Origin of the sequence: Chryseobacterium sp. SSA4.19 (genome assembly GCF_022601875.1) — a bacterium.
Classification (GTDB): domain Bacteria; phylum Bacteroidota; class Bacteroidia; order Flavobacteriales; family Weeksellaceae; genus Chryseobacterium.
In genome coordinates this window covers 16766-32021 of the sequence record NZ_JAKVIP010000025.1, presented here as the reverse complement: position 1 = coordinate 32021, position 15256 = coordinate 16766, and the positions used below count along the sequence as shown (strand labels likewise).

At 35.3% G+C, this 15256-nt stretch carries 8 protein-coding genes; 6 read left to right on the top strand and 2 right to left on the bottom strand.

Annotated elements, in window-relative coordinates:
- Nucleotides 1–26 precede the first annotated feature (26 nt).
- Nucleotides 27–1847, top strand: coding sequence for a membrane protein insertase YidC (gene yidC, locus MKJ01_RS15410; protein ID WP_241614992.1), 1821 nt, complete (start codon nucleotides 27–29; stop codon nucleotides 1845–1847).
- Between the two features lie 100 nt (nucleotides 1848–1947).
- On the opposite strand, the gene MKJ01_RS15405 is transcribed toward yidC, so the two are convergent.
- Complete coding sequence (locus tag MKJ01_RS15405; protein ID WP_241614991.1) at nucleotides 1948–2532, bottom strand: ribonuclease HII; 585 nt, start codon at nucleotides 2530–2532, stop codon at nucleotides 1948–1950.
- Nucleotides 2533–2651: 119 nt separating this feature from the next.
- Between MKJ01_RS15405 and MKJ01_RS15400 the strand changes: the two genes are divergently transcribed.
- From MKJ01_RS15400 to argS, 5 genes are all read left to right on the top strand, one after another.
- Entirely contained in the window at nucleotides 2652–5675 is a 3024-nt protein-coding gene (locus MKJ01_RS15400; RefSeq protein ID WP_241614990.1) for a SusC/RagA family TonB-linked outer membrane protein, read from the top strand.
- 12 nt (nucleotides 5676–5687) lie between these two features.
- Nucleotides 5688–7322 carry a SusD/RagB family nutrient-binding outer membrane lipoprotein gene (locus MKJ01_RS15395; protein WP_241614989.1) on the top strand — a complete coding sequence of 545 codons (1635 nt, stop codon included), beginning with the start codon at nucleotides 5688–5690 and terminating at the stop codon, nucleotides 7320–7322.
- 557 nt (nucleotides 7323–7879) lie between these two features.
- Complete coding sequence (locus MKJ01_RS15390; RefSeq protein ID WP_241614988.1) at nucleotides 7880–10912, top strand: SusC/RagA family TonB-linked outer membrane protein; 3033 nt, start codon at nucleotides 7880–7882, stop codon at nucleotides 10910–10912.
- 3 nt (nucleotides 10913–10915) lie between these two features.
- Entirely contained in the window at nucleotides 10916–12346 is a 1431-nt protein-coding gene (locus tag MKJ01_RS15385; protein ID WP_241614987.1) for a SusD/RagB family nutrient-binding outer membrane lipoprotein, read from the top strand.
- Between the two features lie 126 nt (nucleotides 12347–12472).
- Complete coding sequence (argS, locus tag MKJ01_RS15380) at nucleotides 12473–14233, top strand: arginine--tRNA ligase (RefSeq protein ID WP_241614986.1); 1761 nt, start codon at nucleotides 12473–12475, stop codon at nucleotides 14231–14233.
- 46 nt (nucleotides 14234–14279) lie between these two features.
- Here argS and MKJ01_RS15375 read toward each other — a convergent pair whose 3' ends face one another.
- Nucleotides 14280–15251 (bottom strand): YihY/virulence factor BrkB family protein, encoded by a 972-nt coding sequence (locus MKJ01_RS15375; RefSeq protein ID WP_241614985.1) that lies wholly within the window; start codon nucleotides 15249–15251, stop codon nucleotides 14280–14282.
- Between the last annotated feature and the right edge of the window lie 5 nt (nucleotides 15252–15256).

The following is a 15256-nucleotide window of genomic DNA, read 5'->3' as shown; positions in this document are numbered from 1 at the left end:
AATAGTAAAAATTTAATTAAGATAAAATGCAACAGAACAACGGACTCGATAAAAGTCAAATGATTAGTTTTGCGGTTTTATGTTTGGTTCTTTTTGGTTTCATGTTTTATTTCCAGAACAAGCAGTCAAAAGAAGAAGAGGTAAAAGCTCAGCAACAGAAAACTGAACAGGCAAAAAACCCTGTAAAACAAACTCAGGCCAGCAATATCAATCCAAACGTAACTCCAAATGCGATCCAGACCGCGAATCTTTCTAACAAACAGCTGAACATTGAGTTCGCCAGCTTAGGAGGGCAGGTTTCCAAAGTGGAGCTTGCGGAGTACAAAGCATATGATCATAAAACGGATAAGGCAGATCTTCCTCTTCTACTGATCACTAAAAGTAATTCCAACTATGGTTTTCAGTTTAAAGATAAAACAGGCAAAATAATCAATACCAAAGATCTGGTTTTTTCTCCGGTTGTTAACGGAAATGTTGCTACTTTAACGGCCAGTTACAATGGCGCAACAATTCAGTTCGTTTACACCCTGAATAATAACCCGAAAGCAGAGTTGAAAGACCAGTATGCGGTAGATTTTAAAGTGAGAACACAGGGGCTTGCAAACATTACCTCAGATAATAAGGCGGATTTCATCTGGGATTACAGTGTCAGAAATCTTGAAAAAGGGAGAGCACAGGAGCAATCCCACTCAGAGTTCTCATATGCTTTCAATAATTATAAAGATTATGAGTATGACGGAAGAACAACGATGGAAGAAGAAAAAGAGACGCTTAACTGGATCGGAGTAAAACAACAGTTTTTTGCCTCAGTAATAGAATCTAAAACCGGCTTTACCCAGAGTAAGGGAAATCAGGAAAATGTTGAAGAGGGAGAGTATCTTAAGAAACTGAATTATGAAGGGTTTATTCAGATGACCGCAGGTGAACTGAATCAGGATTTTACCTGGTACTTTATGCCATTGGATTTGCCCTTACTAAAATCTTACGATAAAAACTTTGACGAAATTCTTCCGTTAGGATGGGCTTTCATCGGAGGAATGAACCGTTATTTCTTTATGCCCATGTATAATATCATTGCAGGGTGGGGAATAACTGCAGGTTGGGTCATTTTCTTAATGACCATTATTGTTAAATTGATTCTGTCACCGATTATGTATAAACAGCATAAATTGAGTGCCATGATGAGAGTCATCCGTCCTGAAATTGATGAAGCGAATGCGAAATTAAAAGATGCAGATGCGATGAAAAAGCAGCAGGCGACCATGGAAATTTATAGGAAAGCCGGCGTCAACCAAATGGCAGGGTGCTTACCGGCATTGGTGCAGATTCCTATTTTCTATGCCTTGTTCCGCTTCTTCCCTAATTTTATTGATTTAAGAGGTCAGGGCTTCTGGTTTGCAAAAGATCTGACGGCTTATGATGATCTGATCAAATTACCTTTTAAAGTTCCTTTTCTGGGAGATCATTTAAGTGTTTTTGCCATTGCATGTACCATTGTAATTTTAATCTATACCATCATGACTTCCGGAAACATGCAGCAGCCGCAGCAGGAAGGAATGCCTAATATGAAAGTGCTGATGTATATTTTCCCGATTACATTCTTGTTTTTCTTGAATACTTCCGCATCTGGATTATCCTGGTACTATTTTGTATCGAATGCCATTAACATTTTAATTATTTTAGTCATTAAATATGTAATTCTGGATGAAAAGAAAATTCATGCCCAGATTCAGGCCAATAAGGAAAAGCCGAAATCTGAAGGCAAATTCCAAAAGCGTATGAGAGAAATGATGGAAAAAGCTCAGGAGCAGCAGAGATATCAGGAGCAGCAGAAAAAGAAAAAATAATCATTAATGATAATAGACAAACGGGAAGCAATTTTGCTTCCCGTTTTTGATTGTATATATAATAAGGTATCTAATAAATCGGTTTCCTTTCTTCTGTCGGTTAATCATATTTTAACCTGAAAGACTGCCGGTGGTATTTTGTAGGTCCAAATTCTATCAAAGCTTGCTGGTGTTTTTTTGTAGCATATCCAAAGTTCGTGTCCCATCCGTATTCCGGATGCTCATCGTGAAGTTCAATCATTAGCCGGTCCCTGTAGTTTTTTGCCAATATTGAAGCAGCGGCAATGGAAAGAAGTTTTGAATCCCCTTTAACAATACATTCGTGAGGAATATAATTATAAGGATGGAATTTGTTGCCGTCTACCAGAATCAGTTCAGGGCGTATGGTTAATTTGTCAAGGGCATTGTGCATAGCATGAATGCTGGCATTTAGGATATTGTGCCGATCAATAAAATCGGGTGATAGTTCAGCGATAGCATAATCTTTAACATGATCTTTTATATACTGATCAAGACTCAATCTGGTTTTAAAATTTAATTTTTTAGAATCATTAACTAAATTTTGGTTAAAATTTTCATCAAGGATCACTGCAGCTGCCACCACAGGGCCACATAAGCAACCCCTACCTACCTCATCGCATCCGGCTTCAACGTAAAAAACTGACCATTTTTTTAACAAATCCATAATTATGTTACGTCTTAAAATACAAAAACATACAAAATTAAATATTTTTAACAAAATATTTGGTCACTTTAAGAAAGTTTTACATATTTGCAGATAATAAAAAAATAATCAATTTAAATATGAAGAAATTAACTACAAGTGTGTTAGCTGTGGTTCTTACCTCTACTTTCGCAATGGTAAGTGCACAGGACACACTGAGAACTCAGAATATCCGAGAGGTTGTTGTTACGGGAGCATTAGGTTTAAAGAAAAAAAATGATGCCTTTACAGGTAATAATGCAGTGGTTAAGACAGAGCAGCTTACTGTTGCAGGAAATCCTAATGCAGTGCAGGCATTGACAGGGAAGGTTTCTGGTTTACAAATTAATATCCCCAATAGTACGGTGAATTCTCAGGCAACAATTAATTTGCGTGGACAGAGATCGATTACCGGAGATAATAGTGCCTTGGTAGTAATAGATGGCGCTATCTCTACAGCAACGATATTTCAGCAATTACCGCCAGAGATTATTGAAAGTGTTAATGTCCTGAAAGGACAGCAAGGGTCTGCCTTATATGGAGAAAAAGGGAATAATGGTGTTCTTATAGTTACGACAAAAAAAGGAACTAATTCAGAAAAAATTACTTTTACACTTACCTCTAATATTGATTTTTCTACTGTTTATAAGCTTCCTATTTATCAAAAAACATATGGTCAAGGTTGGCCAGATGATCCTACTTATGACACTACAGATTATAATGGAACGAATTGGGTACCGTATGAAAATAGTAATTGGGGACCTGCGTACAGTGAATCTATTGGAGGACAGAACGTTATAGTCGGTTTACCTCAGGCTGACGGTTCTTTTAAGACCGGGGCATTTTCTCCAATTGATAATCATCTTAAAAATTTCTTTAAAACCGGAGTTTTGTTTCAGAATGGTCTGTCGATGAACGTTGGGGGCAGAGATTCTTATGCGTTTTTATCAGTTAACAGAACTCAGAACGATTTTGTTGTAGACAGAGACCGATTAATAAGAAATAATATCTTATTCAAGGGTGGTAAAAAGCTTGGGGATTTTAGAGTAGAAGCTACCTTTAATTTAATTGATCAAAATACTTCTGAGACGGATTCTAACCTGTACAGTGATCTATTAAACACTCCTACCAATGTAGATGTTAGACAATTTGCAAATTCGGGAATTATGGGAGGATGGAGTCCTTATATTGAAAACCCTTATTGGACGATTGCTAATTCAAGATATGACAATAAACGCACCAATTTTACAGGGAATATTAAGGCTATTTATGAGATCAATAAAAATATTAGTGTTTCATATTTAGCGAATGTTATAACAGAATCTACATTAGGTGAAAGTCATAATAATGGATTTAAATACGATGAATTTTGGAAAGCACCAGGTACGATATTTGATGGAGGTAATGGTTCAGTAACTTTTGCTGCAACACCTGTTAATTCTAATTATTATAAAAGTATTGGTAAGAGACTTGATTATTATGGAGATTTGATGGTTAATTTTGATTATGATTTAACTAATGATATCAATATGAAATTAAACCTTGGTTTCAATAATACAGATTTAAGCAGTTCTGTTGTTACACAAGGAGGTTCAAACTTGCAAATTCCTGGTTTTTATCATATTAATAATGTGTTAACCTTAGACGCTACCAGAAATTTAGCTAATACACAGTCAAGAAGAAGATCGGTAGCGGGTTTTGCAAATTTAGACTTATCATATAAAGATTATTTATATTTTAATAGTACTTTTAGATATGAGCAAAGTTCTGGTACAGCAAAAAGAGATACCGGTACTGGTGAATTTTCAATAAGCGGACAGCCTTATTATTCTTTCGGATTGTCTTTTATCCCTACAAAAGCATTCGAATTTCTTAAAAATAATTCTGTACTGAACTATGCGAAAATTACGGCAGGTTACACCAAAGTGGGTAATTCCTCAGCAATTGGGACCTATGGTATAGACGAAGTTACCGGCTTAATACCAGTTGGTTTCCCTTTTAATGTAGCTTCATTTGCTATTAATAGGAACCCCGTAGACCCTAATATTACTCCAGAATTTAGTTATTCTAAAGAGGCTTCTGTACAGTTAGGATTTTTTAAAGACAGAATTTCATTAGGGGCAGCGTTTTTCAAAACGGATGTTGATGATCTTATCACAAGAAAGACAACATCATCAGCTGCAGGGATAAGTACTCTATTAGCTAACGTGGGAGATATGACTAATAAAGGATACGAATTAGACTTAGAACTCGTACCTTTTAGGTCAAAAGATTTTGAATGGAGAGTTAGCGGATCATATTCTACTTATAGGTCAGAAGTAACTGCCTTGGATGATCCTTCTGGTGTAGTAAATTTATTAGCTTATGCTACTCCAAATGTGGGAGTTTATGCAAAAGTAGGAGAGCAGTTTCCTTTAATTATGGGGTCTGCTTATGAAAGAGATCCAGAGGGAAGAATTGTTGTTGGTACTGATGGTAATCCTTTGGTAAAATCAGGGCAACAAGTATTAGGTAAGGTTACTCCAGATTATATTTTAGGATTTAGTACCTCAATTAGATATAAAGGCTTTACTTTGTCGGGGACTGCAGATTACAGAACAGGTAATAGTTTTGTAGCATTAACAAAAAGGACTTTGGCTGCTGCTGGTGCATTGGAAGAAACGGCTTCATTTGACCGATCTCAGGGTTATGTTGTTCCAAACTCAGTTCAGTTAGTGGGTGGGCAATACGTAGCGAACACAACACCGGTAGTAGGAGATTATAAAGGGGTAAATAATTATTTTGCTAATGGTCCATATGGTGCTGTGGGTGAGAATTTTGTTGTCGACGGTAGTGCTCTTAAAATAAGAGAGATTGCTCTTAGCTATACATTGCCAAAATCTATTTTGAGAGATACTTTTGTCAATAGTGTTACTTTTGGAGTCTATGCTAGAAATCCGTTTATTTGGTATGCTAAATCAAATAGAAACTATGCAGATCCGGAAACTACCAGTAATTCTGGCTCGATTGATAGAACTCCTGGGCAAGCATTAGGTACAGGGGGACCAAATGCATTAGGAATCGCTTTTACTGGCCAATATCCTACAACAAGAACGTTCGGGTTTAGTTTTAATGCAACCTTTTAAAAATTTACAAAAATGAAAACAATAAAAAATACGATTTTACTACTCGCTCTGTCTTTAGGTGCAGTGTCTTGTAATCAATACTTAGATATCAATGAAAATCCTAATGCAGCTCATATTGAAGATATAACACCTGCTTTTGTTTTTCCTGGCGCAGCTAGCGAAATTCACAGAATTCAGACTGCTGGTGATGGTTCGATGATGCATTATGGAAGTTTAATGGCAAACAATTGGGGATCCAATGTGTATGCCTTTTCAGGTTTTTTTAGTAGAGAATTTAATTTATCCACAGTAGACGCATCTTTCTATTCCGGTATTTGGTCTACCATCTACTTCCAATCTGCTAACCTTAAATTAATTGAGGAGTACCCAAATGCTGATCACAAGCAGGATTATTATGTCGCAATGGCAAAAATTTTGAAAGCTTTTTATATGCAGTATATTGTTGATTTATATGGTGATGCCCCATATTCTGATGCTTTCGGAAGAGGATTAAATACTAAACCTAAGTACGATGACGATAAAGAGATCTATAAGGCTTTAATCAATGATATTGATAATGGTATAGCTCTTATTAATGCAGGTAATATAGACGCTATAAGTCCTGGCGGTACTGATGTTATTTTTGGAGGTAACATGACGAACTGGAAAGCGTTTGCCAATACCATTAAATTAAGAATGCTTTTAAGAATGTCTAATGTAACTGGCGATATGGCTACATTCAGAGATGCTAAATTAGCAACTTTACCTAGTTCTACAGCGGCATACATTACTCAAAATGTGGTTGTTAATCCTGGATATTCTAATGCGACAGCTGAAAAAATGAATCCTTTTTTAGCAGCTTATAGAATTAGTGCTACAGCACTAATTCCACAAGCTTACAATCAAATAACTGCATCAGAACATATTGCATTAGCACTTAATGGTAATAGATTCGGAAGCGTACAGCCATATTCTTCTAATCCGATTTATACTAAATTTAATAATATTACAGATCCAAGAAGTACTAGATTATTTACTGCTATTAACTATCAAGGTTTTCCTCAAGTGAAAGGAGTGAGACAGGGTGCAAGTTCTGGGGATCCTGGAGCTCCTTTAGATGTTACTACCGTTTCTAAATTTGGTACGGGGACATTTGCTGGTTCTACAACAGTGACTTCTAATGCTCAGCTTATCAGTGCTGGAAATGCAAGGGGTGGTATGATTATGTCATTGGCTGAAGCTAAATTTTTACAAGCCGAAGCTGCGTTACGTTATCCTTCTTTGTTCTCCGGGGGATCTGCTAGATTTGAAGAGGGTATAGATGCTTCAGGCGTTTGGTTAGGTGCAAATATGGCAACTTATAAAACACAGATTGCAACAAGGGAAGGTTTAGGTTGGACAGGTAGCAATACACAAATTTTAGAGTCGATTATGACTCAAAAATGGTTGGCGTTGGCTAACGTATCTCCAATAGAATCTTTCCTTGATTTCTTAAGAACGGGTTATCCGGCTACTCCAATGCCTGTTGGTGCAAGTGTTGCTAATAAGCCATACCGTTTAATGTACCCTATAACAGAATTTTCTGCAAATAGTGAGAATGTTCCGAATATTACTTCGGCTCAGTTGTTTGTTAAAAATCAGTATACTCCATTCTGGAATCAAAACTAATTTTGCTAAGTGAATTTTAACACTAGACCGCCTTCGGGCGGTTTTTTTATTTCCTATTTTAAAATTTTGTCAGTAATATACGATATTAATCCTTTTAAAATAAGAAGGAATAATAACAGACAAAAATAAATCTACATGATCTAACTTTTTATCTTGTTTGTGCAAAATTAAAAGTTTAGACAAAATCTTACTTTAAACATGCTGTAAGTGTTAAAATTTTACTTTTTAAATAAAAAAATATATGCAATGCATTACTTGTATTTTTTTATTAACGATAATATTGAGAAATCTTAATAGTTAATCAACTGTATATCACATATAGTAGATGTTTTTTTATCTTTAAAAATTAATTATAGATTATTCTTATAAAAATTTTAATTTAATTAATATTTTTTCATCTTAATGTGATTTTTTTGTTAAAATTTAATTTATTAACATAATTTATTAAATTTTATTGGGGGATTTATCTTTATAATTGATTAATTGTTAATTTTTATGTTAATTGTTTTGTTATTTTGGCAAAGTTTAACACCTTTGTTACAACAAAATCAATTAATATGAAGAAAATTACGGCAGGTGTACTTGTCTTAGTACTATCCTCATCTTTGGCTGTAACCAATGCTCAACAAATAAAGAGTGATACAGTAAAAACTCAGGACATCGAAGGAGTAGTAGTAACCGCACTAGGTATTAAAAGGGAGAAAAAATCTCTAGGCTATGCAACTCAAGAAGTAAAAGGAGATGCAGTAAATAAAAATCCAACTGCTAACTTTTTGAATAACCTCTCTGGTAAAGTAGCAGGCTTAGAGATAAAACAAAGTTCAAATTTTGGTGGTTCAGTGAATGTTGTCACAAGAGGATATAAGTCATTGCTGGGTGATAATCAAGCTCTTTTCGTTATTGATGGGGTGCCAATAATGAATAAAAATATTAATACAGTTAATCAGACAACAGGTAGGGGAGGTAGCGATTATGGAAGTTCCGTGTCGGATATTAATCCTAATGATATTGAAACAATCAATGTTCTAAAAGGAGCTGCAGCAACAGCCTTGTATGGATCAAGAGCACAAAACGGTGCCATTATCATTACTACCAAAAGAGGTAAAAAGAATAAAGATGAGATAGGAATAGAATTTTCTACATCTCTTACTATGTCTACAATAGATAAATCAACATTTCCGGAATATCAAACTCAATATGGACAAGGGTATTATGGTACCAGCTTTAGTGCAACTCCATATCAAGGCAGCCCGAGAGTAGCATTCGGAAATGATGCTTCCTATGGTTCTGCATATGACGGTTCAATGGTATGGCAATATGGAGCATTTATTCCTGGATCGTCAACTTTTGGACAAAAAACACCTTGGCAGGCAGCTAAAAATGGCCCTATCACTTTCTTTGATACAGGAACTAATTATGTCAATAATATATCTTTTAGTGGAGGAAATGATAAGTCAACTTATCGTTTTGGCTATGCTAATACTAAAGCAACAGATATTTTACCTAACAGTGAGCTAATAAAAAATAACTTTAGTGGTAATGCTTCATATAAATTGACTGATAAATTAACTGCCAATCTTTATGCAAACTATGTTACGCAGAAAACGACAGGTAGAAATACAACAGGTTATAATGATAATATTATGACTAATTTCAGACAATGGTGGGCAAACAATACTGATTTAAAACAGCTTCAACAGCTCTATGAAATGTCAAAACAAAATTATACTTGGAATATGGTGAGCCCAACTAACCTAACACCTGCTTTTTGGGATAATCCTTATTTTCAACGTTATGAAAATTATCAAAATGATTCTAGGGATAGATTTGCTGGTAATTTTAGTTTGAATTATGATGTTTCTAAAGAGTTTAACTTGTTATTCAGGGCAGGAACAGATGGCTATACTATGATTACCGAAGAAAGAAAAGCTGTGGGATCATATACAGGAAATAGTTTTGGATTGAATGGTAATACAAATCAGCCATCGGGCTATGCTACAAGTACATATAAATTTTCTGAAACAAATTATGATTTTATAGCAACTTATAAAAAGAATATAACTGAAGATTTTAATATTAATGCATTAGTTGGTGGAAATATAAATGTTCAAAAATCATATTCTAATCAGCAATCCACTTCAGGAGGATTATATATACCGGGGCTATATACAATAGCCAATTCTAAGTCATCTCCAGTAAGGCCGCTTATATCTGATCTCTCTAAAAATATATGGGGTGCGTTTGCTCAGGTTTCATTAGGATATAAGAATACTTATTTTTTAGAAGGAACTTATAGAAGAGATCAATCCACAGCACTTCCGGAAACAAATGCTGTTTATTGGTATCCCTCATTATCTGCAAGTGTCGTATTTTCTAATCTTATAAAAGCAAATTGGCTGAGCTTTGGTAAAGTACGCGCTGCATATGCCGAAGTTGGATCAGACACAAATGCTGATCAATTATTAAACAGGTATTTTGTGCAGCCATCTTATGGCGATATTCCTATTTATGCTTATAATACGACATTAAAAAACTTTGATTTAAGATCGCAAAATCTTAAAAATATGGAATTTGGTATAGAAACAAAAATGTTTAAAAATCGTTTTGGATTTGATGTGGCATGGTTCCAAAACAAGGCTTTTGATCAGATTTTGGCATTACCTATATCTTTGTCATCGGGTTCTATTGCTAAAATTCAGAATACAGGAGAACTTACAACGAATGGTTTTGAAGTTTCTGTTAATGGTACTCCCTTTAAGTCAAATAATTTTTCCTGGGATATTAATTTAAATTGGTCAAATCCTTGGACTAAAGTTACAGCTCTAGCACCAGGTATAGAAAATATAACTATGAGCGGTGCAACCCCTTTACAAGGTGGTGTTAGCATCAATGCTCCTTTAAATGGAGATTATGGCTCAATATGGACAACAGATTATGTATATGATTCTAATGGAAACAAAATCGTTGGTCCCAATGGAATGTATTTATCAACTCCACAAGCTACATCCAATCAAGGCAGTTTTCAGGCTAAATGGTTTGCAGGATTAAGCAATACGATTAATTATAAAAATTTATCAGTAAGCTTTTTAATTGATTGGAGGGAAGGAGGTAAGGTATATTCATTGGATCAATTTTACGGATATGGTACAGGAGTTTATGCAAATTCAGTAGGTATTAATGATTTAGGGAACCCAATTCGAAATACTCTAGCAAACGGAGGTGGTGAGGTTTTACCAGGTGTAATGTTACAGAATGGTGCGTATGTTACCAATACTATTAGACTAGACAGGTCTCAATCCAGTCAGGTTCTAGGAACTGATTATCCAGGTGCGGCTTATGTATATGATGCAAGTTTTGTTAAATTAAGAGAAGCCTCTATTACGTACAGATTTACTAAAGAAGTATTAAATTCTAAATATATACAAGGATTATCATTGAGTTTAATAGGAAATAATCTATGGATTATTCATAAAAATTTACCATATGCTGATCCAGAAGCAGGTCTGTCATCTGGTAATCTACAAGGCTACCAATCTGGAGTTATGCCGACAACAAGAAATATTTCGTTCAATGTAAAAGTTAATTTTTAAATAATGAAAAAATATATAATAACATCAGTTTTTGTTCTTTCACTTATAGGTTGTTCTACTAGTGACGATATAAATTTAGATCCCCATGCTACCTATAATACAACTGCAGAATCATTGGTGACCTATTCTCAGAAAGAGCTGAGTGATTATCTTACTACTTTAAATGTTAATGAGAATAATTTCAGACTGACAATGCAGTATACGCAGGAAACAATTTATGTAAATGAAAGCAATTACGATTTTGCAAATAGAAATGTTTCAAATTCAGTTTGGCAGGATAATTATGTTAATGTATTAAAGAATCTTGATCAAGCAAGAAAGATAACTGAGGCATATTCTCCTACTCCATCTGAATTGGCCACTTGGCCTGTTGAAAAAGCGAATAAACTTGCTGTAATAGATATGATGAAAGTATTTACATATCAAGTATTAGTGGACACATTTGGTGATATACCTTATACACAATCTTTAGATATTGATGCATATCCATTACCAAAATACGATAAAGCCTCTGATATATATTCTTCATTAATTGCGAGATTAAAAATAGATCTGGCAAATTTATCTCAATCTGGAACCATTCTAAGAGGAGGTGATATATATTTTAATGGTGATAATGCTAAATGGGGAAAATTTGGAAACTCATTATTATTAAAGCTGGGTATAGCTTTAGCTGATGTAAATCCTAGCCTTGCCCAAAGTGCTGTCTCTGATGCGATTACAGGCGGGGTGATGACATCTTCAGATGATAATTGCGAATTTAAATATTTAGAATCTTCCCCTAATGACAATCCGATTTATCAAGATATAAGTAGTAGAGATGATTTTGTTGCGGGTAAAACATTAATTGATTTTATGAACAACACCAATGATACCCGAATTACTAAATATTATGGTGATGTAAATGGATCCTATATCGGTCAAATAATAGGTGCTCCTGCTGAATTCGCAGAATTCTCTCCTCTAGGAGAATTTGCATATGATCCAACGACTCCAGGTACTGTTATGAGTTATACAGAAGTACTATTTTATTTAACAGAAGCAGCAGCCAGATGGGGTATAGGAGGTAATCCTACTGCATTATATAGTCAAGCTGTTACGTCATCTTTTACAGATTGGGGTCTTTCTGGTGATGCTGCTGCATATATTGCTGCGCATCCTTATAATTCTGCAAATTGGAAAAAATCAGTAGGAGAACAAGCATGGGTTGCTATGTTTAATCAGCCAAAAGCAGCTTGGAATTTTTATAGAAGGTTGGATTTTCCTCAATTGATTGCTCCATCAACAGCAATTAATAATGCAGAAGGAAAAGTACCAGTTAGGCTGACTTACCCTTCTTCAGAGGCTACAACAAATGGGAATAATTATTCAGCCGCAAGTTCTTCTATAGGTGGAGACAAATTAACAACAAAACTCTTCTGGGATAAATTCTAAAAATAAAAACATATTAATTAATTTCATTCATATTTATTCCGCCTTCGGGCGGTTTTTTTATTTCCGTATATTTGTATTTCGAATTTTTAAATAAAAAGATCATTACGCTCTTATAAATAACAGATAATGAATATCAAAAATATAATAGAAGAAAAGCTGTCGGAGGTGATTCTTAATGTGTATCAGCTTAAAGACATTAGCCTGGAGGTTCAGGAAAATAAAACGGAATTTGAAGGAGATTTCACTGTTGTTACGTTCCCGTTGGTCAAGCAGTTGAAGAAAAACCCGGAAACGATCGGAACGGAATTGGGACAGGCTTTAACCGAGCAGACTGAATTGCTTGAAAGCTTTAATGTTGTAAAAGGGTTTTTGAATGTTAAAGTTAAAAATCAGTTTTTCATAGATAACTTCAGTTCTGTAGCAGATGATTTTGATACCATTGCTAAAAAAAATGCTACGGTTATGATCGAGTATTCTTCGCCCAATACCAATAAGCCTCTTCACCTGGGGCATATCAGAAATAATTTATTGGGATTTTCTGTGGCCGAAATTCTTAAGGAGGCAGGATACGATGTTATTAAAACACAGATTATTAATGACCGTGGGATCCATATCTGCAAATCCATGCTGGCTTGGGAAAAATTCGGGAAGGGAGAAACTCTGCATGTAACAGGAACAAAAGGTGATAAATTCGTAGGCAATTATTACGTAAAATTCGATCAGGAATATAAAAAAGAAATTGCTGAACTGGTAAATCAGGGAATTGATGAAGAACAGGCGAAAAAAGAAGCGCCTTTGATGAAAGAAGCTCAGAAGATGTTACTGGATTGGGAAAACGGGGATGAAAAAGTAAGAAACCTTTGGAGCGAAATGAATGCCTGGGTGTATAAAGGTTTTAACGAAACCTATGACAGATTAGGAGTGGATTTTGATCAGGTTCAGTATGAAAGCAATACTTATATTTTAGGAAAGGACCTGATCCAGGAAGGATTGGATAAAGGAATTTTATACCAGAAAGAGGACGGGTCGGTATGGTGTGATCTGACAGACGAAGGATTAGATCAGAAACTATTACTGCGTTCAGACGGAACTTCGGTATACATGACCCAGGATTTGGGAACAGCTGTTGAGCGTTTCAAACAGAATGATATCAAGAAGCTAATTTATACGGTTGGAAATGAACAGGATTACCATTTCCAGGTTCTGTTTAAAATTTTAGCTAAATTGGGATATGCTTGGGCTGACCAGCTATACCACTTGTCTTACGGGATGGTGGAACTTCCGAATGGTAAAATGAAATCCCGTGAAGGAACTGTAGTGGATGCTGATGACCTGATGCAGGAAATGCATGAAACAGCCAAAGTAAAGACCCAGGAACTTGGCAAGCTTGAAAGTCTTTCGGAAGAAGAAAAGGAAATCTCTTATGAAATTATTGGGCAGGCTGCTTTAAAGTATTTCATGCTGAAAGTGGATCCTAAGAAAAAAATGCTGTTTAACCCAGCGGAGAGTATTGACTTTAATGGTAATACAGGACCCTTTATCCTTTATACCTATGCCAGAACACAATCTTTATTGAATAAGGCCAATTATCAATATAAGGCAGTGGAAAAAATTAATTTCAATACCCAGGAGAAAGAATTGATTATGTTGCTTTCCAATTATAAGGGTATTGTTGAAAAAGCTGCGGAACTGTTAAGTCCTGCTTTAGTGGCCAACTATCTTTATGACCTGGTTAAATCGTACAATTCATTTTACCAGAGCAATCAGATTTTAAAACTTGAAGATGAAAATGTAAAACAGGCACGGTTAAACTTAACGGATTTAACGGCTAAAACCATAAAAAAATCATTGCATCTCTTGGGAATAAAAACCGTAAACAGAATGTAAAGATAAAGAGAGGCCTTCAGAAATTTCTAAAGGCCTTTTTTATATATCATATATTCGAGGATAATGAATCTTTCTGAAGTGTATTCGGTGCTTTCGTATTTTTTTCTTCTTTCAGGCTGTATTGATACATTTTAGCTTCGCTCCACTTGGCATGTTTGGAAGGGACAATTCTATATCCTTTTTTTAGAGCGTACACCTTGGTGTATTCTGCTCCGAAGAAGACCAGCATACAGGAATAATTAATCCACATCATAATTAAGATTACCGTTCCGGCTGCTCCGAAAGTAGAGGTTGGCTGTGCAGTCCCAAAATAAAGCCCTAATAGGAATTTCCCCAGCGTAAACAGGATTGCAGTAAGGAAAGCTCCTCCCCAGATGGGTTTCCACCCGATCTGAACATCCGGCAATACTTTAAACATGAGGGCAAATAAAAGCATAACCACTCCAAAGCCGATTAAATAATTAATCACCTCAATAACCAGATAGGTTTCAAAACCGAAATAAGAAGTAATCCAGTTATTAAAAAAGCTGATCAGATTCGAAAGGATCATCGTGACCATCAGTAAAAATCCAAGAATAAGAATCATTCCCAATGAATTGGCTCTGTCTAGTAAGAACTTAGTAAATGCTTTCTTGGGAGCTGCCTGTACATCCCAAAGGCTGTTTAAAGAACGCTGCAACTGGAAGAAAAGAGTGGTGGAACCGAATACAAGCGAACCGATCCCGATAATTTTCATAATAATATTTTCTTTGTCAATTAAGGCTCCTGCAATCATGGCTTCAACACTTTTTGCTGCCTCAGCTCCCATTACACCTCTTATCTGTTTACTGATTTCTCCGCTGATCGCTTCCTGGCCAAAGAAATAGCCGGCAATCCATATAATAATAATCAGCAGACCCGGAATCGAAAAAATAGCATAATAAGCCAGACTCGCCGAATCATTCGATGCTGAAGAATTGTTCCATTGGGTATAGGTTTCCTTTAATGTTTCCCAGAAAAATTTTGCTCTTTTTACCATGTATA

Bases quoted from the DNA above. Each gene is read 5' to 3' on its own strand.
- MKJ01_RS15390 (WP_241614988.1), top strand. From the start codon at position 7,880: ATGAAGAAAATTACGGCAGGTGTACTTGTCTTAGTACTATCCTCATCT.
- MKJ01_RS15375 (WP_241614985.1), bottom strand. From the start codon at position 15,251: ATGGTAAAAAGAGCAAAATTTTTCTGGGAAACATTAAAGGAAACCTAT.
- MKJ01_RS15385 (WP_241614987.1), top strand. From the start codon at position 10,916: ATGAAAAAATATATAATAACATCAGTTTTTGTTCTTTCACTTATAGGT.
- MKJ01_RS15395 (WP_241614989.1), top strand. From the start codon at position 5,688: ATGAAAACAATAAAAAATACGATTTTACTACTCGCTCTGTCTTTAGGT.
- MKJ01_RS15400 (WP_241614990.1), top strand. From the start codon at position 2,652: ATGAAGAAATTAACTACAAGTGTGTTAGCTGTGGTTCTTACCTCTACT.
- MKJ01_RS15405 (WP_241614991.1), bottom strand. From the start codon at position 2,532: ATGGATTTGTTAAAAAAATGGTCAGTTTTTTACGTTGAAGCCGGATGC.
- argS (WP_241614986.1), top strand. From the start codon at position 12,473: ATGAATATCAAAAATATAATAGAAGAAAAGCTGTCGGAGGTGATTCTT.
- yidC (WP_241614992.1), top strand. From the start codon at position 27: ATGCAACAGAACAACGGACTCGATAAAAGTCAAATGATTAGTTTTGCG.